A 323-nucleotide genomic window follows, 5' to 3' on the forward strand; every position below is an offset into this window, starting at 1 on the left:
GCGCATAAAGATAATGCCTTAAAGCCTTTTTCAATTCAATATTCAAACTCGCCGCAAAAACGCCATAGCTAGTGGCATGGGTGGGATCTTTGGTTTTTTGAGCGTAAGCGTTAAAAAATTCGCCCATGTCTAATTCGTTCATGGCTTGTAGGGTTTTAATGAAACGATTGCCCAGCTTTTGGTTGGCTAATCGTAATTCCATGGGGCTTGTGGATAGCATAATGATTTCTTCAACCCCTAAGATCTTTTTTAAATCTTGTTGGAGAGCACTTTCATAGGTTAATTTCAAGCTCAGCATTTCCGTATAAAGGAACTGACTAGAG

1 protein-coding gene is annotated in these 323 nt (G+C 39.6%); it reads right to left on the reverse strand.

Going from position 1 to position 323, the window contains the following annotated elements; translation table 11 throughout:
* Positions 1-289 (reverse strand): urease accessory protein UreF (locus tag F8C76_RS20040; RefSeq protein ID WP_249042469.1); only part of this gene is annotated, 289 nt, incomplete at its 3' end.
* Between the last annotated feature and the right edge of the window lie 34 nt (positions 290-323).

It is taken from the genome of Flagellimonas olearia (assembly GCF_009184425.1).
Taxonomy (GTDB): Bacteria; Bacteroidota; Bacteroidia; order Flavobacteriales; family Flavobacteriaceae; genus Flagellimonas; species Flagellimonas olearia.